Here is a 21,697-nt window from a genome sequence, read left to right on the forward strand (position 1 = left end):
CCTGTTCTTCAATTTTTGAAGGAGTTTGTCATGGCAAAGCATTGGAAACCTGTGGCATTCGCGCTCGCGCTGGTGGCGGCAACGCCCGTATGGGCAGCGGACTGCGCGACCGAAATCGACGGCAATGACGCGATGCAGTTCAACAAAAGCAGCATTGCGGTGCCCGCGAGCTGCAAGCAGTTCACGGTGACGCTCAAGCATGTGGGCAAGTTGCCCAAGGCATCCATGGGGCACAACTGGGTGCTGAGCAAGGCGGCCGACATGCAGGGCGTGGTGACCGACGGAGCGGCCGCGGGCCTGGGCAACAACTACGTGAAAGCGGGCGATGCGCGCGCCATCGCGCACACCAAGGTGGTGGGTGGCGGCGAGAGCGACTCGGTGACCTTTGCCACCAGTGTGCTCAAGGCGGGTGAGTCCTACGCTTATTTCTGCTCGTTCCCGGGCCATGCCGCCCTCATGAAGGGCACGCTGGCGCTGGCCAAATAAGCACCGTGGCCGGCGGCGGGCCGGTGGCAGATCCTGCATAGAAACCCTTACCCAGGGCCGGAAACCTTTAAAACGTACACTGCCGGGTTACCCCCGGAATGCATGCCCCATGAACGCCCCCGTCGACGTTTCCTTTTTTGCGCGCGCCGCTAAACCGCTGACCAGCTACCGCCCGTACTGGGCCAAACGCTTTGGCACGGCCCCGTTCCTGCCCATGAGCCGCGCCGAGATGGAGCAACTGGGCTGGGACAGCTGCGACATCGTGCTGGTCACGGGCGACGCCTATATCGACCACCCGAGCTTTGGCATGGCGGTGATCGGCCGCACGCTCGAGGCCCAGGGCTTTCGCGTCGGCATCATTGCCCAGCCCGACTGGCAGAGCGCCGAGCCGTTCAAGGCGCTGGGCAAGCCCAACCTGTTCTGGGGCGTGACGGCCGGGAACATGGATTCGATGATCAACCGCTACACGGCGGACCGCAAAATCCGCAGCGACGACGCCTACACGCCCGGCGACGTGGGCGGCAAGCGCCCCGACCGCGCGGCCATCGTCTACAGCCAGCGCTGCCGCGAGGCCTACAAGGACGTGCCGATCGTGCTCGGCGGCATTGAGGGCAGCCTGCGCCGCATCGCGCACTACGACTACTGGAGCGACAAGGTGCGCCGCTCGATCGTGGTCGACGCCAAGTGCGACCTGCTGCTGTACGGCAACGCCGAGCGCGCCCTGGTCGAGGTCGCGCACCGCATCGCCGCGCGCGAGCCCGTGGAACACATCACCGATGTGCGCGGCACCGCCTTTGTGCGCCGCAGCGCGCCAGGCGGCTGGTTCGAGATCGACTCGCGCAGCGTCGACGAGCCCGGCCGTGTCGAGTCACACATCAACCCCTACCAGACGACCAGCGAACAGGCCGCGGCCCAGGGCAGCAGCTGCAGCAAGGAAGATGCTCCCGATTCAGGAGCTAATGACGAAGGCGCAGCTTGCGTTACAGGCCAAAATGGCCCCAAGGCGCTGGCCAGCGTAGCGGCCCAGCCGTCGGTGCAGGCCATCAGCTTCGTGCCCAACCCGGCGCTGCGCACCAAGCTCAAGGTGCCGCCGCGCGAGCGCAGCGTGATCCGCCTGCCCAGCTACGAGCAGGTCAAGAGCGACCCCGTGCTCTATGCCCACGCCAACCGTGTGCTGCACCTGGAAACCAACCCCGGCAATGCCCGCGCCCTGGTGCAGGCGCACGGCGAGGGCGCGACGGCGCGCGATGTGTGGATCAACCCGCCGCCGATTCCGCTCACCACGGCCGAGATGGACCATGTGTTCGACCTGCCGTATGCGCGCAACCCGCATCCCAGCTATGCCGACGAGAAGGGGCGCCACGACGGCGCGACCAAGATCCCGGCGTGGGAGATGATCCGCTTCTCGGTCAACATCATGCGCGGCTGCTTTGGCGGCTGCACCTTCTGCTCGATCACCGAGCACGAGGGCCGCATCATCCAGAGCCGCTCGGAAGATTCCATCATCCAGGAGATCGAGGACATCCGCGACAAGGTGCAGGGCTTCACGGGCACCATCTCCGACCTGGGCGGTCCCACGGCCAACATGTACCGCCTGGGCTGCAAGAGCCCCGAGATCGAGGCCGCCTGCCGCAAGCCCAGCTGCGTGTTCCCCGGCATCTGCCAGAACCTCACGACCAACCACGACCCGCTGATCCAGATCTACCGCAGGGGCCGTGCGCTGCGCGGCGTCAAGAAGATCCTGATCGGCTCGGGCCTGCGCTACGACCTGGCCGTGAAGTCGCCCGAATACGTCAAGGAACTCGTGCAGCACCATGTCGGCGGCTACCTGAAGATCGCGCCCGAGCACACCGAGTCCGGTCCGCTGGACAAGATGATGAAACCGGGCATTGGCAGCTACGACAAGTTCAAGCAGCTGTTCGAGAAGTTCAGCGAAGAGGCCGGCAAGAAGCAGTTCCTGATTCCGTACTTCATCGCCGCCCACCCGGGCACGAGCGACGAGGACATGATGAATCTCGCCATCTGGCTCAAGAAGAACGGCTTCCGCGCCGACCAGGTGCAGGCCTTCTACCCCAGCCCCATGGCCACGGCCACGGCGATGTACCACACGGGCAAGAACCCGCTGCGCAAGATCACGCGCGACAGCGAAGAGGTGTCTGTCGTGCGCGGCGAAAAGCGCCGGCGCCTGCACAAGGCCTTCCTGCGCTACCACGACCCGAACAACTGGCCGCTGCTGCGCGAGGCGCTCAAGGCCATGGGCCGCGCCGACCTGATCGGCAACGGCAAGCACCACCTGATCCCGACATTCCAGCCGGCCACGGACGGCAGCTACCAGAGCGCGCGCCGCACCAATTCGACCACTGGCAAGGCTGCTGCGCCCGGCAAGCCGCAGAAGGGTCGGCTGCTCACGCAGCACACCGGCCTGCCGCCGCGCGAAACCGGCAGCGCCAAGCCCGCGGCGCGCCGGCCACGGTGATATTTCCCGCTTGAGAACATAGCGGACACCGTTTGCGGAACGGGCGTTGCCGCGGTGTCAGGAGCGGCCTGAAGTGCGTGGCGGCGTGCCTGCGTCGGGGTGCGGACCGGCCGCGTGGGTGCCGGACACCACCGTCTGGTCGTCCATGTCCTTGGGCTGGGCCACCAGCTCTTCGATGATGAAGGTGCGGTAGTAAAACGCCGCCGCCGCGCCGTGGGCCTCCACGGCGGCCTGCAGGTTCTCGATGTTGTCCTTGCCGTGCACCTCGACCAGCAGGCCGTGGAAGCCGCGGCGAGCCAGGTCGTCAATGCGGCGCACCAGGTCGTTGTCGGCGCCGGGGGACGGCAAGGTCGTTTCTATCCCTTCGATAGTGTGCGTGATCTCGCGCCGGATGCAGTCGGGGTCGGCGTGCACGATGTTGCCCTGGTGGTGTGAGGAGTACAGCGAATCTGCCGCCTGCTTTGCGCTGTCTTCGTCCTTGAACAGCGCAAACACGTGTCCTTTCGGGTAGAAGACGCCGTTCAGGGTGGTCATGGCCGAGGTGACGACAAGCGGTTGCATACCAATCTCCCAGAGTGCAGTTTCTGCATTGGACTGCGCAACGACCCGGCAGCATGTAGGAAAAGGCCTCTTCACCTCGGCGCGCACCGGGTAGGTACGGTCGCAGCCTCGGCCCCGTCAGCTGGCGGAGGGCTGAAGCGCCCACCAACGATGGACGTGGTGTGCGCTGTTGCTGCGCGTGCCGCGGCCGGCGTGCCGGGTCGTCAGTGCGGCGCACCCATCAGTGCGTGAGAAAGTCGAGCACCAGCCGGTTGAACTTGTCGGCGTGCTCCCACTGGGCCCAGTGGCCACACTGGTTGAACACGTGCAGCTGTGCGTTGGGGATGCCCCAGATCAGGCGCAAGCCCACATCCATGGGCACGAAGCGGTCGTCGCGCCCCCAGATCACCAGCGTGTCGGCCGAGATTTCGCCGAGGCGATGGCCCAGATCGGGGAACTGCTTGGGGTTGGCCGTGCTGCTCTTGACGAAGTTTTCCAGGTGGTCGCGGCGGGCCAGCATATTGTCGAGGCGTGCCTGGAACAGCGCGTCGGTCAGGTGGCTCGTGTCGTACACAAACACATTCATCATGCGCTTGAGGTTTTCAATCGTCGGGTCGCGGTAAAGCGCACCGATCAGCTTGATGCCTTCGGTGGGCATGGGCACGAACTGGCTGGGGCCACCGGTGCCGCCGCCCATCAGGATCAGCTTGCCCACGCGCGTAGGGTGGGCCAGCGCAAACGCCACGGTGCTGTGCGCGCCCATCGAATTGCCGACGATATGGACTTTGTCGAGGCCGATGGCATCCATCAGGCCCTTCAATGCGCGGGCGTTCAACTCCGAGCGCGAGCCGGTGTTGACGATGGCGTCGCTCTTGCTCCAGCCGGGGCAGTCCATCAGGACCACGCGGTAGCCCGCGTTCACGAGCGGTTCGATGTTGCGGTTGAAGTTGGCCCAGCCGCTGGCGCCGGGGCCAGAGCCATGCAGCATGACCACCGTCTCTGCCCCCTGGCCGACGTCGTTGTAGTGCAGTTGCAGGTCCAGATCGCCTTCCTTGATGCGGACGAACTTGCTGGTACCGGATTCGATGATGGCGGGGGTGTTGACAGTCACGGGAGTTCCTTGTGTGGGTGGCTTTTACTATCAAAAATATAGCTTAGATCGCTTACTGAATAAGCGCTGGAGGCTGATTTGGCACTGAGATGGGTGCCGCGAAAGACTGGGCTCGGTGGCGCAGGGCCTCAGCCCGCTTCGCTCATCACCGGCTGCGCATGAATGCGGTCATGCTCGCGCGCCTTGAGCAGATCGAGCGCCACGTCCACGATCATGTCTTCCTGGCCGCCGACCATGCGGCGCTTGCCCAGCTCCACCAGGATGTCCACGGCCTTGAGTCCGTATTTCTGCGCGGCCACTTCCGAGTGGCGCAGGAAGCTGCTGTACACACCCGCATAGCCGAGCGCCAGTGTCTCGCGGTCCACGCGCACCGGGCGGTCCTGCAACGGGCGCACGATGTCGTCGGCCGCGTCCATCAGCTGGTACAGGTCGCAGCCGTGGTTCCAGCCCAGGCGGGCGGCGGCGGCAATGAACACTTCGAGTGGCGCGTTGCCCGCACCCGCGCCCATGCCCGCCAGGCTTGCGTCCACGCGGTCGCAGCCTTCCTCCACCGCCACGATGGAGTTGGCCACGCCCAGGCTCAGGTTGTGGTGGGCGTGCATGCCCGTTTGCGTTTCGGGCTTCAGGACATCCTTGAATGCGCGGAAGCGGTCGCGCACGTCGTTCATGCTCAAGGCACCGCCCGAATCGACCACGTAGCACACCGTGGCACCGTAGCTCTCCATCAGCTTGGCCTGCTGGGCCAGGCCCTGCGGCGTCTGCATGTGGCTCATCATCAGAAAGCCCACGGCCTCCATGCCCAGGTGGCGCGCGTACTCGATGTGCTGGCGGCTGATGTCGGCCTCGGTGCAATGCGTGGCCACGCGCACGATGCGCGCGCCGGCGTCGTAGGCGGCCTTCAGATCGTGCACGGTGCCGATGCCAGGCAGCAGCAAGGTGGCGATCTTTGCGTGCTGGACGACGCTGGCCACGGCGGCTATCCACTCCACATCGGTGTGGGCGCCAAAGCCGTAGTTGAAACTGCCACCTTGCAAGCCGTCGCCGTGGGCGACCTCGATCGAATCGACCTTGGCGTCGTCCAGGGCCTTGGCGATCTGCATGGCCTGGGCCACGCTGTACTGGTGGCGGATCGCGTGGCTGCCGTCGCGCAGTGTCACGTCAGAGATGTAGATCTTTTTGGAAATGGGGGTGCTCATGCGGTTCTCCTTCAGGCGGCCACGGCTGTTGCAGAGGCCAGGATGCGCCGGGCCATGTGCTCGGCGGTGCGCAGCGCGGCGCTGGTCATGATGTCCAGGTTGCCCGCGTAGGCGGGCAGGTAGTGGGCGGCGCCCTCGACCTCCAGGAACACCGAGGTCTTAAGACCACTGAGGTTCTTACCGACGCCGGGAATGTTCAGGCCTTCGATGCGGTCGAACTGCACCTTCTGCTTCAAGCGATAGCCCGGCACATAGGCCTGCACGTCCGCGGCCATGCGCTCGATCGAGTCGGCAATGGCTTCCTCGTTGGCGAGAGCGCTCAGCGTGTAGACCGTGTCCCGCATGATGAGCGGGGGTTCCGCCGGGTTGAGCACGATGATCGCTTTGCCCTTGGCCGCGCCGCCCACCACCTCGATCGCCTTGGAAGTCGTCTCGGTGAATTCGTCGATATTGGCGCGCGTGCCGGGGCCGGCGCTCTTGCTGGAGATCGACGCGACGATCTCGCCGTACTGCACCTTGGCCACGCGCGAGACCGCGGCCACCATCGGAATGGTGGCCTGGCCGCCGCAGGTGACCATGTTGACGTTCAGCGCGTCGAGGTGGTCGTCGCCGTTGACCACCGGGATGCAGTACGGGCCGATGGCCGCAGGCGTGAGGTCGATCAGGCGGATGCCGGGCTTCAAGCTGCGCAGGAAGGCGTCGTTCTGGACATGGGCGCCTGCGCTGGTCGCGTCGAACACCACATCGATGTCGGCGAACTGGGGCATGCGGGTCAAACCTGCCACGCCTTCGTGCGTGGTTGCCACACCCATGCGCGCCGCGCGCGCCAGACCGTCGGAGGCGGGGTCGATGCCGACCATGGCGCCCATCCCGATGTGCTGGCCGTGGCGCAGGATCTTGATCATCAGGTCGGTGCCGATGTTGCCGCTGCCGATGATGGCGGCTTGGAGTTTGCGGGTCATGGGGGGCCTTTCGTGTTCAGTCAACGGTGGCGCCGCTGGCCTTGATCAGTGGCGCCCAGCGCGAGATTTCGGACTGGATGAAACTGCCGAACTGTGCGGAGGTCGAGGGGAAGGCCTGCATGCCCTGGTCGGCAAAGCGCTTTTGGATGTCGGGTTCATTCAGCGCCTTCAGAAAGGCTTCGTTGAGCTTGGCGATGGCGGGCGCCGGCGTTCCGGCCTTGACCACGGCACCAAACCACACGCCAGCGTCCACGCCGTGGATGCCCAGTTCGTCCAGCGTGGGCACATCGGGCATCTGGACGGCGCGCTTGGCTGCGGCAATGGCCAGGGGCTTGAGCTTCTTGCCGGCGATCAGCGGGCCGGTGCTGATGATGGGGTCGAACATCATGTCGACCTGGCCGCTCATCACGTCCTGCAGCGCCGGCGCCGATCCTTTGTAGGCCACATGCTGGAAGGTGCCGCCGGTCTTGCCCCGGAACACCTCGCCGAGCAGATGGCCGATGGAGCCCATGCCTTGCGATGCAAAGTTCAGGCCGTCCTTGCGGGTTTTGGCCAGTTGCACCAGCTCGGCCACCGAGTTGGCGGGGCTGTTGCTGGGCACCACCAGCACGAGGGGCGATGCGATCAGCGAGGTGACGGGCGCGAAGTCCTTGAGCGGGTCGTAGGAGAACTTGCGAAACAGGTTCTGGTTGATCGCAAACATTTCGGTCGCTGCCACATAGACGGTATGTCCGTCGGCCTCGGCCTGCTTGACCTGGGCCGCGGCGATCTGGCCACCGGCGCCGGGCTTGTTGTCCACGATCACGGGCTTGCCCAGCGTGTCGCCCATTTTCTGGGCCAGGGCGCGGGCGATGGTGTCGGTAATGCCACCGGCCGGGAACGGCACGACGATGGTGACCGCGCGCGAAGGAAACGCAGGCGCCTGGGCCCAGGCGCCACTGGCCATGATGGTGGTAGCCAATGCGGCGAGGAGGGTGCGGCGATGTGTCATGTTTGTCTCTTTTGCTGTCTAGGGTGGGGGAAGGAAAATGAACGACTGAATTGGGGGGTGTGAGGCCAAGCCGCGATGGCGGCTACTGGCCAAACCGGGTGCGCACCGTACCCACGCCGCTGATGCGGGCCTCGAAGGCGTCGCCGGGCTGCACTGCCACCATGGGGCCGAGCGCGCCGGTCATCACCAGGTCGCCCGCGCGCAGCGGCTGGCCCAGCGGGGCGAGCTTGCGCGCCAGCCACACGGCAGCGTTGAGCGGGTGGCCCAGGCAGGCGCTGCCATTGCCTTGCGATACCACGGTGCCAGCGCGCTCGGTGGTCATCTCGCACAGCTTGAGGTCCAGCGCATTCAGGCGTGTAGGCACGGCGCCCAGCACGACCAGCCCGCTTGAGGCGTTGTCGGCCACGGTGTCGATGAATTTGATGTTCCAGTTCGCGATGCGGCTGCCCACGATCTCGATGGCGGGCAGCACATAGGCCGTCGCGTTGATCACGTCCACCAGCGTGGCGTCGGGCAGGTCGAGGTCGCGCTCCAGCACCAGGGCAATTTCGGCTTCGACCTTGGGCTGCAGCGTGCGTGACCAGGGAATTTCCTCGTCATCGCCATAGACCATGTCGGCAAACAGCGTACCGAAATCGGGCTGGTCCACACCGAGTTGCTTTTGCACGGCGGTCGAGGTCAGGCCGATCTTGCGGCCCACGATGCGGCGGCCATTGGCCTGCGCGTGGCGCACGTTGGCCAACTGCACGGCATACGCGTCGGCGGCATCGGCGATTTCTTCGCGCAGCGGCGCCATCGGTGTCGCGGTCTGTTCGGCCACGCGCAGGCGCTCGGCCCAAGCGTTGATCTGTTCAGGAGTGCTCATGGCATCTTTCGGTGGGGTTGAAGCGAGGCGGGGGCGGAACGGTCACACGGTGTGCTGGAACAGCAAGCCATAACCGGCAATCAGTTCGGGCAGGGCCTGGTAGTGGCGCAGCGTGCAGGGCAGGGGTCGGGCGGGCAGCGCGGCGCGGCCAATCAGCCAGGTCTTGGATTCATGGGCCGACAGCCCGGCCAGTTGCTCGATCGAGTCTTCCGTCATGGCCGTCAGCTCTCCAAAGGCGCCGCGTTCCAGAGCGTCCATCCAGTGCCGGTCCCATGCGGGGTTGAGCGGCTTCATGCCGGACTCGCCGCGCGCCAGTGCCATGCCTGCCGCCATCACGCGCTGGGTCCGGGCGTCGCGTTCGGCCGCGGTGGGCTCACGCTTGACGGTGATGCGTTCGCGCACGGCCGCATCGGGGTGGGCCAGCGTCGGCACGGGAGGCTCGTGCGACAGCCCGCCCGAGCCGATCACCAGGGTGCGCTGCGGCAGGGTGTCCAGAAACCCGCCGATGGACTCGCCCAACTGCAGGCAGCGCGCCAGGCGCGGAATGCCGGGCTGGGCCACGGCATTCATGAAGATCGGCACCACGGGGGGCGTATCGAGGCCGTCCCACAGGAACTGCAGGGCCTGCGCAAAACCGTGGTCCACCTGCATGCGGCGCGACAGGGCGATGTCAAAGCCCGCGTCCATCAGGTGCGAGGTCAGCGCAAGGGCCACCGTCGCGTCGGTGTTGAGGGCACCGGACGGCGTTTGGTAATCGCCCACGGAAGTGGCCGCGCTGCCTATGCAAAAAGGCGGCATCAGCTCGTTGAAAAAGCCGTGGTAGTGGTCGGGGCCCAGCAGCACGATCAACGCGGGGTTGAAAGCATGGACCTGGGCACGTGCCTGCTCCAGTGCGGTGTCCAGCGCGACCTGGGCGTCTGCGCCGATGGCGTTGAGCCCGAGCAGGGGGGAGTGCGACATGCCGAGAAAGGCGCGGTTGGCAGCGCTGGGCATTCAGGCCTCCAGAGATGCAGCGAGCTTGCGGGCCAGCGCCGCGGTCACGGCCGAGACTTCCTGGGGCGAGCACAGGGCCGCCACAAAGCGGTCCGGACGCACGAACACGATGGATTTGGATTGCTTGCCAAACCATTCCTTGAGGCGGCCTTGCGTGTCGCCCAGCGTGATGACGCCGGCGCGGGCATCGGCGGGGTCGCCCGTATAGGCCATCTGCACCTGGGGCTTGGCGGTGATGAACCTGGCGCCCAGCTTCTCCCAGAAGGCGCGGGCCTCGGGGCTCAGGTTGAATGTGGGATCGGTGCCCCACGCCACGATGGCGAAATTCAGGCCGATCACATCATCGAGGCGCACGGTGTCGCCGGCTGCGGTGGTCACGCGCGGCTGGATGAACATGCGGCCCACGGGCGTCTCCAGCGGTGCCTCGAAACCATTGAGAAGGCGGCCCAGGGGCGATTCCTTCTTCTCGGCCATGAGGCCCAGCAGGCGGCCCAGCGGGTGGTCTCCCGCACGGTCGAGCAGGCTGCCCAGCAGGGGCTGGCTCGCGCGTTTTTCGGGCAACACCACCACGCCACGCTCGTAGCGCGGCATCGGTTTAAAACGCATTTCGGCAAAGTACTGCTTCACGGGGGGCAGCGCATTGAGCGCCAGCATCACGGTGTCGCGCAGCTTGGCGGCGGTGTGGCTTTCGGGTGCGAAGATGTCACCGGCCACTTCGGACAGGTGAATCATCGAGCGGGCATGGTCACGCCGCTCGTCGCCATAGGTGTCGAGCAGGGCGTCGCCCGCCAGGCCCTTGACCACCCAGGCCAGCTTCCAGGCAAGGTTGCTGGCGTCGCGCATGCCGCTGTTGTAGCCCTGGCCCTGCCACACCGGCATGATGTGCGCGGCGTCCCCGGCCAGCAGCACGCGGTCCACCCGGAAGGTGGAGGCCAGGCGGGCGTTGTGGGTGTAGACGCGCTTGCGGATGTAATCGACCTGGTCCGGGTCGGCCACCACCTTGCGCATGAGCTTGGCCAGGTTCTCGGGCTTCGAGAGTTCTTCCTCGGTCTCTCCGGGCATCACCATGAATTCGAAGCGGCGGATGCCGTGCGGCAGCGCCGCCGACACATAGGGCCGCTCGGGGTCGCAGTGCATGTCGATGTGGGGCGTGCCCAGCGGGTCGTTGCGCACATCGACCACGATCCACTTATTGGGCTTGGTGCGGCCTTCAAACGGCACGTTGAGCGTGCGGCGGACGAAGCTGTTGCCGCCGTCGCAGGCCACCACGTAGCGCGCACGCACGGTCCGCTGCCCACCCTGGCTGTCTTCCAGCGTGAGCGTGACACCTTCTGCGTCTTGGACCACGCCAGTTACCGACTGCCCAAAAACGACCTGGGTGTCCTTGAAGCGCGCGAGGCCCTGGTACAGGATTTCGTCCACCTGGGGCTGGATGAAGGCATTGCGGCGCGACCAGCCGAACTCGTCGGTGCGCGGCTCGATGGAGGCGAAGCACTTGCCGCTGGCCGTGAAAAAACGCATCCAGTGGTCGGGCGTGATGTGCGCCTGCACCTTGTCGACCAGGCCTGCGGTCTGCAACGTGCGCAGGGACTCGTCGTCGATGCCGATGGCACGCGGGTAGTCGATGATCTTGTCGAGCTTTTCGATCAGCAGCGCGGGAACACCGGCCATGCCCAACTTGTTGGCAATCGTCAGGCCCACGGGGCCTGCCCCGACGATGACGACGTCGGCATCGAATCCTGCGGGGGTCTTCTCGGTTTTCGTGGCCATAGGCCTTGCTCCTGGGGGTGGTTGGAACACGCGGCGTCGGAAACCTGGAGGCCCGAGGAGAGCCCGGGCCGCCGGCGCCTTTAGCGCAAGTGGAGGCGATTGTGTTTGCGCTATGTCAACCCGTAAACTGCGTGCACCAGGTGCACACAAACGAACGGGTTAACCCTGATTTCGAGGGCCATTGAGCCCCGTTTTTTCCGCAGATTGTCGACTTTGAAGCCCCCACCCATGCCCCAGATCAAGCCCTTGGTGACCGAATCGCAGTACAAGGACGTGCGCAGCCTGGCGCGGGGGCTGGATGTGCTGAAGGCGCTCAACAGCGCACCGGCCGGCATGGCCACAACGACCGAGCTGGCCGAGGCCTGCGGCATGCACCGCACCACGGTCAAGCGGCTGCTCGAAACCCTGCGCGCCGAGGGCTTTGTGCGGCGCGGCGAGCGCGAAGGGCAGTACTACCTCACGTTCGAGGTGCGCCGCCTCAGCGAGGGTTTCGAGGATGAGGCCTGGGTCGCGCAGGTCGCGGCGCCGCTGATGCGGGCCTCGGTGCGCGAACTGCTGTGGCCCTGCGATCTGGGCACGATGGAGTCAGGCTTCATGGTGGTGCGTGAATCGACGCACCGTTACAGCGCGCTGTCGCAGCACCGCGCCATGATCGGCGAGAAGATGCCGGTGTTTGTGACGGCGCTGGGGCGGGCCTATCTCGCGGCGTGCTCGGACGACGAACGTAATGCACTGCTGGCGATGCTGGCCCAGCGCAACGACTGGATCGGGGCCATGGCGCGTGACGAAGCGGCCGTCGCCAAGACAGTGCTTGAAACGCAGAAGCGCGGTTATGCCTACAACGATGGCGAGTGGATCCACGAGCAGCACTTTGCCGCAGTGGCGGTGCCGCTGCGCAGCGGGGAGCGTCTGCTCGGTGTGCTCAATATGATATTTCCCAAGGCGGCGGTCTCCCCGGCCGACCTGCAGATGCGTTTTGTTCCTGCACTCAAGGCGCTGGCCTCGGTCATCGGAAAGTCAAGCCGTGAATGGCTCGACTGAAGGCTGCAGAACCGGCCCGGCCCGCCGTCGCTGGGATGCCCAGGAGCCGCCACGGGCGCGGCGCTGCAACCCCGGCAGAGCGCTGCGTCCAGCCGAGGGCCTGCTGGGGCCGCTCTGCCCGGATTTTTGGTCAAAATGGCTGCCAGCGCTTACTGGGTAAGTGCTGGCAGCTATCAAAACTGAAATGCCTTCTCGGGGGCATCTAGCGAACCAGATGCATGATCCCCGCCGCGAGGAGCGCACAGTGCAACACCACCGTTAGCCAGTACACCGCCGCGGCGTCCCCGCTGCGCGGCTTCACGCTGCGTGGAAGGGGGCGCGCGTGGCGTCCCTGCGGACGATGGCGTCCAGCTTTCGCAGGGAGCCGATGCGGTCAGGCCAAGGTGTGCAGGGGGATGTCCTGCGCGATGGCCAGGGCATCGAGCTGGGCACGGGTCTGGGTGCGCATGAAGCCGGCCACGGACTGGTGGGTGGCGGGTGCGCGCAGCATGTCCGCGTCGCCAAAGGCGGGCAGCCCGGCGGCGGCGCACAGGCGTGCAGCAAAGTGGGGCTCGAGCGCGGCCACGGCCACGCGGCCGTCGGCGCAGGGGTAGATGCGATAGCCCGCGTGCTTGCCGCCCACGTCACCGTCCGGCGTGGTCAGTCTCCAGTCGCGCGGCTGGGCGAGCCAGGCCGCCGCGTCGGCCAATGCGACCTCGATGCACACGCCGCGGCCTGTGCGCGCGCGCTCGAGCAGTGCCTGCAGCACGGCCTCGCTGGCCATCAGCGCGCCGCCCATGTCCGCGTAGAGCGTGGGCGGCATCTCGGTGCCGGTGATGAGGCCCGCCTCGGCCAGGTAGGTCAGGTCGTGGCCGGGCTCTTCGGCGCGGGACCCGGCGGCGCCGACGATGCGCACCAGCGACAGCCGCGGGTGGTGGGCCTGCAGCGTGTCCCAGCCCAGGCCCAGCTTGGCCAGGGCCGAGGGGCGAAACGAGGTGATCAGCACGTCGGTGCGCGCCAGCTCGGCCTGCAGCACGGCCTGGCCTTCGGGCGTCTTGAGCTGGGCCTGCAGCACGCGCACGCCAGGGTGCAGCGCGGCATAGGCCAACGGGCTGTAGAGTCCCATGGGGTCGGCGCTGGCGTGGCCAGTGGGCGCGAGCGGCTCGATCTTGGTGCATTCGCCGCCCATGCGAACGCAGCGCAGCAGGGCGGCCGGGCCGGGCAGGTTGAGCGCCAGGCTCAGGATGCGCGTACCGTGGAGGGGCTGGGGTGTGGTGGGCAGGCTCATGGAACAAGACGGGCGTGGAGGAAATCGGCGGCGCTTGGAACTTCGGACCGTGGGCCCGCTCCCTCAGGGGTCCAAGCGCAAAGATTATCAGCCCCACCATGCACCGCAGAACTTCCCTGGCCGCCTTGGCGGGCCTGAGCACATTTCCAGGAGCTTTCGTGACCCCCTTGTCTGACGCCGCCGTGCTGCCTGCGCTGCAGTCCTTGAAACCCTCGCCGCGCCTGCCGGTGCTGTTCGTGGGCCATGGCAGCCCCATGAACGCCATCGAGGACAACGCCTACCGCCGCAGCTGGCAGGCGCTGGGCGCTGAACTCGCGGCACGCGGCCCCCAGCCACAGATGATCCTGTGCATATCGGCGCACTGGCTCACGCGCGGCTGGCAGCTCACGGGCATGGCCCGGCCCAAGACCATCCACGACTTCGGCGGTTTCCCGCAGGCGCTGTTCGACCAGCAGTACCCCGCGCCGGGCGCGCCCGCCGTGGCGCGCGCGCTGGCCGCGCAGCTGAAAGCGCCGTCCACGGGCAAGTCGATCAGCGTGGACGAGGGCGACTGGGGGCTGGACCACGGCACCTGGTCGGTGCTCAAGCCCATGTTCCCCGCGGCCGAGATCCCGGTGCTGCAGCTGAGCATGGACTACAGCCGGGCGCCGGCCGAGCACTACGCGCTGGGGCTGCAGCTCAAGGCGCTGCGCGAGCGCGGCGTGCTGATCGTGGGCAGCGGCAACATCGTGCACAACCTGCGCGCCACGCGCCGCGGCACGGCTGCGCACGAAGCCTACGACTGGGCGGTCGAATTTGACACGGTGGTGCAGGAGCAGATCAAGAAGGGCGATCTCGGCGCGCTGCAGGATTTTCAGAAGCTGGGCGCGGTGGCGCTCCAGGCCCACCCCACGCACGAGCATTACCTGCCGCTGCTCTATGCCGCGGGGGCGGCGGATGCGGGCGAGATGCCGCGGTTCTTCAATGCCAATTACCAAGCCGCCTCGATTTCGATGCGTTCGGTGGTGTGGGGTTGAGGACGGATGCTATTGAATGAATAGCTGTTGGCAATGGATGGTATTGGGCTAGAGCCCTGAATAGGACTGAAAAAACCGCCCTCGGGCGGTTTTTTCAGTCCCCGAGGGGCATGCAGCGTTCAGCTGCTCAGATCACCTTGGCAATCGACTGGCAGACATAGTCGATGTTGTTGTGGTTGAGCGCGGCCACGCAGATGCGGCCGGTGTCGGTGCCGTAGACGCCGAACTCGTTGCGCAGGCGCACCATCTGGTCCTTGGACAGACCCGAGTAGCTGAACATGCCGATCTGCTGCGTCATGAACGACATGTCCTGCCGAACGCCGGCAGCCTTGAGGCCGTCGACCAGCTTTTGGCGCATCGCCTTGATGCGCACGCGCATTTCGCCCAGCTCCCTTTCCCACAGGGCGCGCAGCTCGGGGTTGCCCAGCACGGCAGCGACCACGGCGCCGCCGTGGATGGGCGGGTTGGAGTAGTTGGTGCGGATCACGATCTTGAGCTGGCTCAGCACGCGGCCGGCTTCTTCCTTGTCCGCGCACAGCACCGACAGGCCGCCCACGCGCTCGCCGTACAGGCTGAAGCTCTTGGAGAACGAGGTCGAGACGAAGAAGTTGAGGCCGGCGGCGACGAACTTGCCGATCACGGCGCCGTCCTCGGCGATGCCGTGGCCAAAGCCCTGGTAGGCCATGTCGAGAAACGCCGTCAGGCCGCGGGCCTTGACCGCGGCGATGACCTGGTCCCACTGCTCGGCGGTGATGTCGTAGCCCGTGGGGTTGTGGCAGCAGGCGTGCAGCACCACGATGGTGCCGGGGGCGGCGGCATTCAGGCTCGTCAGCATGCCGTCGAAGTCCACGCCGCGCTTTTCGGCGTCGTAGTAGGCGTAGGTCTCGACCGTGAAGCCGGCGTTGGTGAACAGGGCGCGGTGGTTTTCCCAGCTGGGGTCGGAGATCAGCACCTTGGCATCGGGGCTGACCTTCTTCAGGAAGTCGGCGCCGATCTTCAGGCCGCCCGTGCCGCCGATGGCCTGCACCGTGGCCACGCGGCCCGCGGTGACGGGTTCGCTGGCTTCGCCGAACACCAGGCCCTTGACCGCGGTGTCGTAGGCCACGATGCCGTCGATCGGCAGGTAGCCCCGTGCGGCGGGCTTGTCCATCATGGCCTTTTCGGCGGCCTGGACGCACTGCAGCAGCGGCAGCTTGCCGTTGTCGTCGAAATACACGCCCACGCCGAGGTTGACCTTGTGGGGGTTGGTGTCGGCGTTGAATTGTTCGTTGAGACCCAGGATGGGGTCGCGGGGGGCCATTTCGACGGCGGAGAACAGAGACATGAAAAGTCCTTGGGAGGTGGAAATTGGTCTGCTAGCCCCAAGCTACGGTAGGCTTTCGGGTTAACCCATGAATTTTAGCGGCGCCGCGCAGGCTGCGCAGCCACACCACACGCCATGCACGAAGTCTCTGCCGCGCCCGCCACCGGGCAGTTCGTCAGCTTTCCGGATTCGCCGTTCGAGCTGTACCAGCCCTATCCGCCGGCGGGCGACCAGCCCGAGGCGATTGACAAGCTGGTCGAGGGTGTCCGCGACGGCGAGGTGTTCCAGACGCTGCTGGGCGTGACCGGCTCGGGCAAGACCTTCACCATGGCCAACGTGATCGCGCGCATGGGCCGTCCGGCCATCGTCTTCGCGCCCAACAAGACGCTGGCGGCGCAGCTGTACTCCGAGTTTCGCGAGTTCTTTCCGAAGAATGCCGTCGAGTACTTCGTGAGCTACTACGACTACTACCAGCCCGAGGCCTACGTGCCGCAGCGCGACCTGTTCATCGAGAAGGACAGCGCCATCAACGAGCACATCGAGCAGATGCGCCTCTCGTGCACCAAGAGCATCCTCGAGCGGCGCGACGTGGTCATCGTGGCCACGGTCTCGGCCATCTACGGCATCGGCAACCCCGAGAGCTACCACCGCATGGTGATGACGCTGCGCGTGGGCGACAAGCTGGGGCAGCGCGAGGTGATCGGGCAGCTGGTGCGCATGCAGTACCAGCGCAACGACACCGACTTCGCGCGTGGCAATTTTCGCGTGCGCGGCGACACCATCGATGTGTTTCCGGCCGAGCATTCGGAGCTGGCGGTGCGCATCGAGCTGTTCGACGACGAGGTCGAGAGCCTGCAGCTGTTCGACCCGCTCACGGGGCGCGTGCGCCAGAGCATTCCGCGCTTTACCGTCTATCCCAGCAGCCACTATGTGACGCCGCGCGACCAGGTGCTGATGGCGGTCGAGGCCATCAAGACCGAACTGGCCGAGCGGCTGCAGCAGCTGGTAGGCGACGGCAAGCTCGTCGAGGCCCAGCGGCTGGAGCAGCGCACGCGCTTTGATCTGGAAATGCTCAGCGAAGTGGGGCACTGCAAGGGCATCGAGAACTACTCGCGCCACCTGTCGGGCAGCGCGCCGGGCGATCCGCCCAGCACACTGACCGACTACATGCCCAAGGATGCGCTGATGTTCCTCGACGAGAGCCACCAGATGATCGGGCAGCTCAACGCCATGTACAACGGCGACCGCGCACGCAAGACGACGTTGGTCGAATATGGCTTCCGGCTGCCCAGCGCGCTGGACAACCGGCCGCTCAAGTTCGAGGAGTTCGAGCGGCGCATGCGCCAGGTCGTGTTCGTCTCGGCCACGCCGGCCGACTATGAAAAGACCCATTCGAGCCAGGTGGTGGAGCAATTGGTGCGGCCGACCGGCTTGGTCGATCCCCTCGTGGAGGTGCGGCCGGCCGCGACCCAGGTGGACGATGTGCTGCAGGAAATCCGCATCCGCGCCGACCTGGGCGAACGCGTGCTGATCACCACGCTGACCAAGCGCATGGCCGAGCAGCTGACCGACTACCTGAGTGACAACGGCGTCAAGGTGCGCTACCTGCACTCGGACGTGGACACGGTCGAGCGCGTGGAGATCATCCGTGACCTGCGGCTGGGCGCATTCGATGTGCTGGTCGGCATCAACCTGCTGCGCGAAGGCCTGGACATTCCCGAGGTGTCGCTGGTGGCGATCCTCGACGCCGACAAGGAAGGCTTCCTGCGCGCCGAACGCAGCCTGATCCAGACCATCGGCCGTGCGGCGCGCAACGTGAGCGGCAAGGCCATCCTTTACGCCGACCGCATCACCGACTCGATGAAAAAAGCCATGGGCGAGACGGAACGCCGGCGCGCCAAGCAGATCGCACACAACGAAGCCCAGGGAATCACGCCGCGCAGCATTGTCAAGCGGGTGCGAGACCTGATTGACGGGGTCTACAGCGAGAAGGCAGGCAAGGATGCCGAGCGCCTGGAGCAGGAGACACTGCAGCGCGCCAGGGTCGAGGACATGTCCGAGAAGGACATCGCGCGCGAGATCAAGCGCCTCGAAAAACAGATGCTGGACCATGCGCGCAACCTTGAGTTCGAGCAGGCGGCCCGCGTGCGTGACCAGTTGAGCCGGCTCAAGGACCAGGCCTTTGGCGCCCACGGTGGCGACAACGTGATTGCTTTGCCCCAGAAGTGAAAGGGGTTTTGCGACCCGAATGAAAACATCGTGACCGATCGGTATTCTTATCCGACCAATTAAGTGGGGATTTGTGGTATACTTGCCTCAAACACTCAACAAATACCCCGCGATGAAGAGCCCTGAGCGACAAGACCGCGCAGGGTACTGGGTGGAGACGGCGCCCCCGCAGCCGATCAGCTAGCGAAACAGGGGTTTCTTGAACCAACAAGCCTACGAAGGAGCTTGCGATGCGTCTCACTACCAAAGGCCGTTTTGCGGTCACCGCCATGATTGATCTGGCCCTGCGCCAGAACAACGGCCCCGTCACCCTGGCTGCCATCAGTCAGCGCCAGCGCATTTCGCTGTCGTACCTGGAGCAGCTGTTTGGCAAGCTGCGCCGCCACGAGCTGGTGGAATCCACCCGCGGACCTGGCGGCGGCTACACCCTGGCGCGCAAAGCCGCTGACATCACTGTGGCCGACATCATCGTGTCCGTGGACGAACCCATCGACGCCACCCAGTGCGGCGGCAAGGAAAACTGCCTGGGCGAAGCCGGCCGCTGCATGACCCACGAACTGTGGGCCGCGCTCAACCAGCGCATGGTCGAATTCCTGGATTCGGTCACGCTGCAAAAGCTGGTGGACGAGCAACTGGCCAAGGGCGTGCAGATCGAAGACAAGCCCGCCGTGCGCCGTGCCATTTCCACCACCCCGGTGGTCAAGCCGATCCGCGTGAACGCACCGAATTCGGTTTTTGCCCTGGGCAACGTTTTCGCCAAGTCTTGAGCCGCATTTTTGTTCTGGACCGGGCTGCAAGGCCCGTCCCAGCATCGCAAGCCCCGAATTTTCCTGTTTTGCCAACCGGAACCGTTTACTGAGCCAGCCATGGACATGACCCCGCACTTTCCCATCTACCTTGATTACGGCGCCACCACACCGGTCGATCCGCGCGTGGTCGACGCCATGATTCCGTGGTTGCGCGAGCATTTCGGCAACCCTGCCTCCCGCAGCCATGCCTGGGGCTGGGAGGCCGAGGAGGCCGTCGAGAAGGCGCGCGCCCAGGTGGCCGGCCTGATCCATGCCGACCCGCGCGAAATCGTCTGGACCAGCGGCGCCACCGAATCGAACAACCTCGCCATCAAAGGCGCGGCCCAGTTCTACAAGGGCAAGGGCAAGCACCTGATCACGGTCAAGACGGAGCACAAGGCTGTGCTCGACGTGATGCGTGAGCTGGAGCGCCAGGGCTTCGAGGTGACCTACCTGAACGTCCAGGAAAACGGTCTGCTCGACTTCGAGTCGCTCAAGGCGGCCATCCGCCCCGACACCATCCTGATCAGCGTGATGTTCGTGAACAACGAGATCGGCGTGATCCAGGACATTCCGGCCATTGGCGCACTGTGCCGTGAAAAGGGCATTCTCCTTCACGTCGATGCTGCGCAGGCCACGGGCAAGATCGAGATCGACCTGCAAACCCTGCCGGTGGACCTGATGAGCCTGGCGTCGCACAAGACCTATGGACCCAAGGGCATTGGTGCGCTGTATGTGCGCCGCAAGCCGCGCGTGCGCCTCGAGGCGCAGATGCACGGCGGTGGCCACGAGCGCGGCATGCGCTCGGGCACGCTGCCCACGCACCAAATCGTTGGCATGGGCGAGGCCTTTCGCCTGGCCGGCGAAGAGATGGCGCAGGACCAGGCCAAGGCGCGCGCACTGCAGAAGCGCCTGCTCGACGGGCTCAAGGACATTGAGCAGGTGTTCGTCAACGGCGACCTGGAGCACCGGGTACCGCACAACCTGAACATCAGTTTCAACTATGTCGAAGGCGAGTCGCTGATCATGGGCATCAAGGGCCTGGCGGTGTCGTCGGGTTCGGCCTGCACTTCGGCCAGCCTGGAGCCCAGCTATGTGCTGCGCGCGCTCGGACGCAGCGATGAGCTGGCCCACAGCAGCCTGCGCATGACCATCGGCCGTTTCACGACCGAAGAAGAAATTGACTACGCCATCGCCACCATCCGCGAAAACGTCGCCAAGTTGCGCGAGCTGAGTCCTTTGTGGGAAATGTTCCAGGACGGCGTGGATCTGAGCACCATCCAGTGGGCGGCGCATTGAGCGTCCCGGCCGCATTGCACACGAATTGAAGAGGAGAACACCATGGCTTACTCAGAAAAAGTGATTGACCATTACGAGAACCCGCGCAACGTGGGCTCGTTCGACAAGGGCGACGACTCGGTTGGCACCGGCATGGTCGGTGCGCCTGCCTGCGGCGACGTCATGAAGCTGCAGATCAAGGTCAACCCTGAAACCGGCGTGATCGAAGATGCGCGCTTCAAGACCTACGGCTGCGGATCGGCCATTGCATCGTCATCGCTCGTGACCGAATGGGTCAAGGGCAAGACGCTCGATGAGGCGGCGGCGCTGAAGAACAGCGAGATCGCCGAAGAATTGGCTTTGCCGCCGGTCAAGATCCACTGCTCCATCCTGGCCGAAGACGCCATCAAGGCCGCAGTGAACGATTACAAGACCCGGCACGGCGCAGCAGCGGCCGCCACGGTCTGAGGACGCCATGGCCATTACGCTGACCGAAGCGGCAGCCCGACATGTCAGCCGCTACCTGTCACGGCGCGGCAAGGGCCTGGGGGTGCGGCTGGGCGTGAAGACCAGCGGCTGCTCGGGCCTGGCCTACAAGCTCGAATACGTGGACGAGGCCGCCCCGGAAGACGTTGTGTTCGAGAACCACGGCGTCAAGGTGCTGATCGATCCCAAGAGCCTGGCCTACATCGATGGCACCGAGCTCGATTTTGTGCGCGAAGGCCTCAACGAGGGCTTCCGCTTCAGCAACCCCAACGAGCGCGACCGGTGCGGTTGTGGAGAGAGCTTCCGGGTTTGATGCTCGCGTTTTTCGGCCCTGTGTGAAACCGCCACCGCACACCGTGCTGGCGGTTTTTTGTTGATATGAACCTGCAATCCGACGACTTTGAACTGTTTGGCGTGCCCCGGCGCTTTGCCCAGGAGCGCAGCGTGCTCGACGCGCGCTGGAAGGAACTGCAGCGCGAGGTGCACCCCGACCGTTTCGCCGCCCAGGGTGCGGCCGCGCAGCGCGTGGCCATGCAGTGGTCTGTGCGCATCAACGAGGCCTACCAGCGCATCAAGGACCCGCTGCGCCGTGCCGCCTACCTGTGCGAACTGCAGGGCGCGCCGATCCGCGCGGAGGACAACACGGCCATGCCGGCCGATTTCCTGATGCAGCAGATGGAGTGGCGCGAGGCGCTGGACGACGCGCACAGCATGGCGCAAATCGATGCGCTCGACGGCGAAGTGCAGCAGGCGCGGCGTGCCGCGCTGGCGCGCTGCGCAGACTTGATCGACGCGCGCGGCGACTTCGCGGCCGCCGCCGAGCAGGTCAGAGCCCTCATGTTCATTGCGCGTTTTGCCGGGGACATCGGGCGCCGCCAGGACCAACTGGGACAATAAGG

Annotated in this window: 20 protein-coding genes; 10 read left to right on the plus strand and 10 right to left on the minus strand. The window is 65.7% G+C overall.

Going from position 1 to position 21,697, the window contains the following annotated elements; genetic code table 11:
• Positions 1-30 precede the first annotated feature (30 nt).
• A complete protein-coding gene (gene azu / locus B2J89_RS07600) occupies positions 31-486 on the plus strand; it encodes an azurin (protein WP_169168541.1) in 456 nt (151 codons plus the stop codon).
• 109 nt (positions 487-595) lie between these two features.
• Positions 596-2,962, plus strand: coding sequence for a YgiQ family radical SAM protein (locus B2J89_RS07605; protein WP_169168542.1), 2,367 nt, complete (start codon positions 596-598; stop codon positions 2,960-2,962).
• A 57-nt stretch (positions 2,963-3,019) separates the two neighbouring features.
• Here B2J89_RS07605 and B2J89_RS07610 read toward each other — a convergent pair whose 3' ends face one another.
• The 8 genes from B2J89_RS07610 to B2J89_RS07645 form a co-directional block, all read right to left on the minus strand.
• Positions 3,020-3,523, minus strand: coding sequence for a hypothetical protein (locus tag B2J89_RS07610; protein ID WP_169168543.1), 504 nt, complete (start codon positions 3,521-3,523; stop codon positions 3,020-3,022).
• A gap of 220 nt (positions 3,524-3,743) precedes the next feature.
• Positions 3,744-4,613: an alpha/beta fold hydrolase gene (locus tag B2J89_RS07615; RefSeq protein ID WP_169168544.1), complete on the minus strand. Its 870-nt coding sequence runs from the start codon at positions 4,611-4,613 to the stop codon at positions 3,744-3,746.
• Between the two features lie 128 nt (positions 4,614-4,741).
• Complete coding sequence (dmpG, locus tag B2J89_RS07620) at positions 4,742-5,809, minus strand: 4-hydroxy-2-oxovalerate aldolase (RefSeq protein ID WP_169168545.1); 1,068 nt, start codon at positions 5,807-5,809, stop codon at positions 4,742-4,744.
• 11 nt (positions 5,810-5,820) lie between these two features.
• Positions 5,821-6,771, minus strand: coding sequence for an acetaldehyde dehydrogenase (acetylating) (locus B2J89_RS07625; RefSeq protein ID WP_169168546.1), 951 nt, complete (start codon positions 6,769-6,771; stop codon positions 5,821-5,823).
• 16 nt (positions 6,772-6,787) lie between these two features.
• Positions 6,788-7,762 carry a tripartite tricarboxylate transporter substrate binding protein gene (locus B2J89_RS07630; protein WP_169168547.1) on the minus strand — a complete coding sequence of 325 codons (975 nt, stop codon included), beginning with the start codon at positions 7,760-7,762 and terminating at the stop codon, positions 6,788-6,790.
• Between the two features lie 82 nt (positions 7,763-7,844).
• The gene (mhpD, locus tag B2J89_RS07635; protein ID WP_169168548.1) at positions 7,845-8,627 is read right to left on the minus strand and encodes a 2-keto-4-pentenoate hydratase; all 783 of its coding nucleotides are present in this window, start codon (positions 8,625-8,627) and stop codon (positions 7,845-7,847) included.
• Between the two features lie 42 nt (positions 8,628-8,669).
• Positions 8,670-9,587: a 3-carboxyethylcatechol 2,3-dioxygenase gene (locus B2J89_RS07640; RefSeq protein WP_240964769.1), complete on the minus strand. Its 918-nt coding sequence runs from the start codon at positions 9,585-9,587 to the stop codon at positions 8,670-8,672.
• 33 nt (positions 9,588-9,620) lie between these two features.
• The gene (locus tag B2J89_RS07645) at positions 9,621-11,390 is read right to left on the minus strand and encodes a bifunctional 3-(3-hydroxy-phenyl)propionate/3-hydroxycinnamic acid hydroxylase (protein ID WP_169168550.1); all 1,770 of its coding nucleotides are present in this window, start codon (positions 11,388-11,390) and stop codon (positions 9,621-9,623) included.
• A gap of 228 nt (positions 11,391-11,618) precedes the next feature.
• Here B2J89_RS07645 and B2J89_RS07650 point away from each other — a divergent pair, with 228 nt between their 5' ends.
• Positions 11,619-12,431 carry a DNA-binding transcriptional regulator gene (locus B2J89_RS07650; protein WP_169168551.1) on the plus strand — a complete coding sequence of 271 codons (813 nt, stop codon included), beginning with the start codon at positions 11,619-11,621 and terminating at the stop codon, positions 12,429-12,431.
• 373 nt (positions 12,432-12,804) lie between these two features.
• Here B2J89_RS07650 and B2J89_RS07655 read toward each other — a convergent pair whose 3' ends face one another.
• Positions 12,805-13,698 (minus strand): CoA transferase, encoded by an 894-nt coding sequence (locus tag B2J89_RS07655; RefSeq protein ID WP_169168552.1) that lies wholly within the window; start codon positions 13,696-13,698, stop codon positions 12,805-12,807.
• Positions 13,699-13,814: 116 nt separating this feature from the next.
• On the opposite strand from B2J89_RS07655, the gene ygiD reads away from it, so the two are divergent.
• Positions 13,815-14,714: a 4,5-DOPA dioxygenase extradiol gene (ygiD, locus tag B2J89_RS07660; RefSeq protein WP_169168579.1), complete on the plus strand. Its 900-nt coding sequence runs from the start codon at positions 13,815-13,817 to the stop codon at positions 14,712-14,714.
• A 127-nt stretch (positions 14,715-14,841) separates the two neighbouring features.
• On the opposite strand, the gene B2J89_RS07665 is transcribed toward ygiD, so the two are convergent.
• Complete coding sequence (locus B2J89_RS07665) at positions 14,842-16,038, minus strand: amino acid aminotransferase (RefSeq protein WP_169168553.1); 1,197 nt, start codon at positions 16,036-16,038, stop codon at positions 14,842-14,844.
• A gap of 114 nt (positions 16,039-16,152) precedes the next feature.
• On the opposite strand from B2J89_RS07665, the gene uvrB reads away from it, so the two are divergent.
• The 6 genes from uvrB to hscB all read left to right on the plus strand — a co-directional run bounded on the left by uvrB (position 16,153) and on the right by hscB (position 21,695).
• Positions 16,153-18,246 (plus strand): excinuclease ABC subunit UvrB, encoded by a 2,094-nt coding sequence (uvrB, locus tag B2J89_RS07670; protein ID WP_169168554.1) that lies wholly within the window; start codon positions 16,153-16,155, stop codon positions 18,244-18,246.
• A 230-nt stretch (positions 18,247-18,476) separates the two neighbouring features.
• Positions 18,477-19,013: a Fe-S cluster assembly transcriptional regulator IscR gene (iscR, locus tag B2J89_RS07675; protein ID WP_169168555.1), complete on the plus strand. Its 537-nt coding sequence runs from the start codon at positions 18,477-18,479 to the stop codon at positions 19,011-19,013.
• A gap of 99 nt (positions 19,014-19,112) precedes the next feature.
• On the plus strand, positions 19,113-20,333 hold the full coding sequence (locus B2J89_RS07680; protein WP_169168556.1) for an IscS subfamily cysteine desulfurase: 1,221 nt from the start codon (positions 19,113-19,115) through the stop codon (positions 20,331-20,333).
• A gap of 42 nt (positions 20,334-20,375) precedes the next feature.
• Positions 20,376-20,780, plus strand: a complete 405-nt coding sequence (gene iscU / locus B2J89_RS07685) for a Fe-S cluster assembly scaffold IscU (protein ID WP_169168557.1) — start codon at positions 20,376-20,378, stop codon at positions 20,778-20,780.
• Between the two features lie 7 nt (positions 20,781-20,787).
• A complete protein-coding gene (gene iscA, locus B2J89_RS07690) occupies positions 20,788-21,111 on the plus strand; it encodes an iron-sulfur cluster assembly protein IscA (RefSeq protein WP_169168558.1) in 324 nt (107 codons plus the stop codon).
• Between the two features lie 65 nt (positions 21,112-21,176).
• Positions 21,177-21,695 carry a Fe-S protein assembly co-chaperone HscB gene (gene hscB / locus B2J89_RS07695; RefSeq protein WP_169168559.1) on the plus strand — a complete coding sequence of 173 codons (519 nt, stop codon included), beginning with the start codon at positions 21,177-21,179 and terminating at the stop codon, positions 21,693-21,695.
• Positions 21,696-21,697: the final 2 nt, after the last annotated feature.

This window comes from Acidovorax sp. SRB_24 (assembly GCF_012931925.1).

Coding starts and splice junctions, on each gene's coding strand:
- azu (WP_169168541.1), top strand. CDS start 31: ATGGCAAAGCATTGGAAACCTGTGGCATTCGCGCTCGCGCTGGTGGCG.
- B2J89_RS07605 (WP_169168542.1), top strand. CDS start 596: ATGAACGCCCCCGTCGACGTTTCCTTTTTTGCGCGCGCCGCTAAACCG.
- B2J89_RS07610 (WP_169168543.1), bottom strand. CDS start 3,523: ATGCAACCGCTTGTCGTCACCTCGGCCATGACCACCCTGAACGGCGTC.
- dmpG (WP_169168545.1), bottom strand. CDS start 5,809: ATGAGCACCCCCATTTCCAAAAAGATCTACATCTCTGACGTGACACTG.
- B2J89_RS07625 (WP_169168546.1), bottom strand. CDS start 6,771: ATGACCCGCAAACTCCAAGCCGCCATCATCGGCAGCGGCAACATCGGC.
- B2J89_RS07630 (WP_169168547.1), bottom strand. CDS start 7,762: ATGACACATCGCCGCACCCTCCTCGCCGCATTGGCTACCACCATCATG.
- mhpD (WP_169168548.1), bottom strand. CDS start 8,627: ATGAGCACTCCTGAACAGATCAACGCTTGGGCCGAGCGCCTGCGCGTG.
- B2J89_RS07640 (WP_240964769.1), bottom strand. CDS start 9,587: ATGTCGCACTCCCCCCTGCTCGGGCTCAACGCCATCGGCGCAGACGCC.
- B2J89_RS07645 (WP_169168550.1), bottom strand. CDS start 11,390: ATGGCCACGAAAACCGAGAAGACCCCCGCAGGATTCGATGCCGACGTC.
- B2J89_RS07650 (WP_169168551.1), top strand. CDS start 11,619: ATGCCCCAGATCAAGCCCTTGGTGACCGAATCGCAGTACAAGGACGTG.
- B2J89_RS07655 (WP_169168552.1), bottom strand. CDS start 13,698: ATGAGCCTGCCCACCACACCCCAGCCCCTCCACGGTACGCGCATCCTG.
- B2J89_RS07665 (WP_169168553.1), bottom strand. CDS start 16,038: ATGTCTCTGTTCTCCGCCGTCGAAATGGCCCCCCGCGACCCCATCCTG.
- uvrB (WP_169168554.1), top strand. CDS start 16,153: ATGCACGAAGTCTCTGCCGCGCCCGCCACCGGGCAGTTCGTCAGCTTT.
- iscR (WP_169168555.1), top strand. CDS start 18,477: ATGCGTCTCACTACCAAAGGCCGTTTTGCGGTCACCGCCATGATTGAT.
- B2J89_RS07680 (WP_169168556.1), top strand. CDS start 19,113: ATGGACATGACCCCGCACTTTCCCATCTACCTTGATTACGGCGCCACC.
- iscU (WP_169168557.1), top strand. CDS start 20,376: ATGGCTTACTCAGAAAAAGTGATTGACCATTACGAGAACCCGCGCAAC.
- iscA (WP_169168558.1), top strand. CDS start 20,788: ATGGCCATTACGCTGACCGAAGCGGCAGCCCGACATGTCAGCCGCTAC.
- hscB (WP_169168559.1), top strand. CDS start 21,177: ATGAACCTGCAATCCGACGACTTTGAACTGTTTGGCGTGCCCCGGCGC.